The 2,810-nt window shown below is 72.6% G+C and carries 3 protein-coding genes; all 3 read right to left on the bottom strand.

Annotated elements, in window-relative coordinates; all coding sequences use genetic code 11:
• A partial coding sequence (locus VB737_RS06245) for a glycine dehydrogenase (RefSeq protein ID WP_500312038.1) occupies window positions 1–1,194 on the bottom strand: 1,194 nt, incomplete at its 3' end.
• A gap of 38 nt (window positions 1,195–1,232) precedes the next feature.
• Window positions 1,233–1,622 (bottom strand): glycine cleavage system protein GcvH, encoded by a 390-nt coding sequence (gene gcvH, locus VB737_RS06240; protein WP_500312036.1) that lies wholly within the window; start codon window positions 1,620–1,622, stop codon window positions 1,233–1,235.
• Between the two features lie 27 nt (window positions 1,623–1,649).
• Window positions 1,650–2,810: methionine gamma-lyase family protein (locus VB737_RS06235; protein ID WP_500312034.1), on the bottom strand; the 1,161-nt coding region annotated here is incomplete at its 5' end.

Here is a 2,810-nt window from a genome sequence, read left to right as displayed (position 1 = left end):
GGCCGAGGCCGTGCGCACCACGACGGTGTCGAAGCCGGCGCCCGGATCGGCCGGCAGGCCCAGGGCGTCCAGGGCCAGCACCAGGCCCTGGCGCAGCACGGTCAGGCGACGGGCGATGGCCTCCAGGCCGTCGGGGCCGTGGTGGACCGCATAGAAACTCGCCATCACGGCGAGCAGCACCTGGGCGGTGCAGATGTTGCTGGTGGCCTTGTCACGGCGGATGTGCTGCTCCCGGGTCTGGAGGGCCAGCCGCAGGGCCGGGTTCCCCTCCGCATCCTTCGACTGCCCCACCAGGCGGCCGGGGATCTGGCGCTTGAAGTCCTCGCGGGTGGCGAAGAAGGCGGCGTGGGGCCCCCCGAACCCCATCGGCACGCCATAGCGCTGCAGGCTGCCGACGGCGATGTCGGCGCCCAGCGTGCCCACCGGAGCCAGCAGCGCCTGGGCCAGGGGATCCACGGCCACCGTGCTGATCACGGCGCCGGAGCGGGCCGCCGCCAGCAGCTCTGAAGGATCCCAGAGCCGGCCCTCGACGCCGGGCAGCTGCAGCAGCAGGCCGAAGACGTCCTCACCCAGCACCCCATCGGGGTTGCCGGCGGCGGCTTCGGCGTCGACGGTCTCGATGACGATCCCCAGGGGCTCGGCCCGGGTGTGCAGCACGGCGAGGGTCTGGGGCAGGACGGCCCGGTCGACCAGGAAGCGGCGGGCGCCGCGGCGGGTCGTGACCGCCGCCGCCATCGCCATCGCCTCGGCGGCGGCGGTGGCCTCATCCAGCAGGGAGGCGTTGGAGATCGGCAGGCCCGTCAGCTCGCTGACCAGGGTCTGAAAATTGAGCAGGGCCTCCAGCCGCCCCTGGGCGATCTCCGCTTGGTACGGGGTGTAGGCGGTGTACCAGCAGGGGTTTTCCAGCACGTGGCGCTGGATCAGGGCCGGCGTTGCCGTGCCGTGGTAGCCGAGGCCGATCAGGCTGCGCAGCACCTGGTTGCGGGAGGCGAGCGCCCCCAGCTCCTTGAGGGCCTGGGCCTCCGGGCAGGGGAGCGGCAGGCCGACCTCCGCCTCGTCCGCCGTCAGCAGGATGTCGGCGGGAACCACCTCGGCCGCCAGCTGATCGAGGGACCCGAGGCCGAGCTCCGCCAGCATCCGCTGCTGATCCTCGGAATCCGGACCGAGATGCCGGACCAGGAAGGAGGCGGACACGGGCGTTCGGGCTGGAGGTGGCGGGATCCTAAGGACAATCAGCCCGCCTGCACCTTGGCCCCGTAGGTGGCGGCATCCATCAGTTGGTCGATCTCGCCGGGGGCTCCCAGCCGCACCAGCAGCAGCCAGCCCTCCCCGTAGGGATCGTTCTGGAGCTCTTCGGGGCTGGCCAGCACCGCCTCGTTGCGGGCTTCCACCGTGCCGCTCACGGGGGCCATCAGGTCCTCCACCGCCTTGACCGATTCGACGCTGCCGAAGCTGGTGCCCCGCTCCAGGGCGGCCCCCACCGCCGGCAGCTCGACGAAGACGATGTCCCCCAGCTGATCGACGGCGAAGGAACTGATCCCGAGCCGCACCAGGTCACCCTCCGGGCGCACGTATTCGTGGCTCTCGGAGTAGCGGCAGTCGTCGGGGAAGGAGTGCGCCAAGGCCGGTGTGGTGCGGAGAAGCGGTCCTCAGTCTGCCTCCGCCAGGGCCGCCAGGGCCCGCTCCAGGGCCAGGGCCACATGGCCGTGGTGGGTGCCGCCCTGGGCATAGAGCACCCAGGGCTCCCGCAGCGGCGCGTCGGCGGAGAACTCGCTGGTGCTGCCGTCGATGAACGTGCCGCCCGCCATCACCAGATCGCTGGCGTAGCCGGGCATGGGGGCCGGCACCGGGTCCAGGTAGGCCCCCACCGGGGAGCAGCGCTGGAACGCCCGGCAGACGGCGATCAGCCGGTCGGGATCGCCGAGACGCACCGCCTGGATCACGTCGCTGCGCTCGGCCCCGGCGGCGGGGTTCACCCCATAGCCCAGGCCGGCGAACACCTCGGCCACCAGATCAGCCCCGATCAGGGCCTCCGCCACCATCTGGGGGGCCAGGAACAGCCCCTGGAACAGCAGGCGGTACTGGTCGAAGCCGGTGCCGCCTTCGCTGCCGATGCCTGGCGCGGTGAGCCGGCAGCAGGCCATCTCCACCAGCTCCCTCCGGCCGGCCACGTAGCCCCCCGTCGGCGCGATGGTGCCGCCGAGGTTCTTGATCAGCGAACCGGCGATCAGGTCAGCCCCCACGGCGGTGGGTTCCTGGTCCTGGACCAGTTCCCCGTAGCAGTTGTCGACGAAGCAGAGGCAGTCGGGCCGCAGCGCCTTGACCCGCTCGCAGAGGCGGCCGATCGTGGCCACCGACAGCGAGGGGCGCCAGCTGTAGCCGCAGCTGCGCTGGATCAGCACCATCCGCGTCTCCGGGGCCAGGGCGTCCTCCAGGCCCGCCTCGTCCACCTCGCCGGCGGCGGTGAGGGGCAGCTCGTCGTAGGTGATGCCGAATTCGGCCAGGGACCCCTGGCCCGAGCCCCGCAGCCCGATCACCTCCTCAAGGGTGTCGTAGGGGCGGCCGGTGAGCGCCAGCAGCCGGTCCCCGGGGCGCAGCACCCCGAACAGGGCGGCGGTGATGGCGTGGGTGCCGCTGACGAACTGGAGCCGCACGGCGGCGGCTTCGGCCTGCAGCACCCGGGCGAAGACTCGATCCAGCACCTCCCGGCCCAGGTCGCCGTGGCCGTAGCCGCTGACCGAGGCGAAGTGATGCACCGCCAGGCGTTCGGCGGCGAAGGCCTCCAGCACCCGCGCCAGGCGGGGCCGCAC

This window comes from Synechococcus sp. BA-120 BA3 (assembly GCF_034931285.1).
Classification (GTDB): domain Bacteria; phylum Cyanobacteriota; class Cyanobacteriia; order PCC-6307; family Cyanobiaceae; genus Cyanobium.
This window is presented reverse-complemented; position numbering and strand designations above follow the sequence as displayed.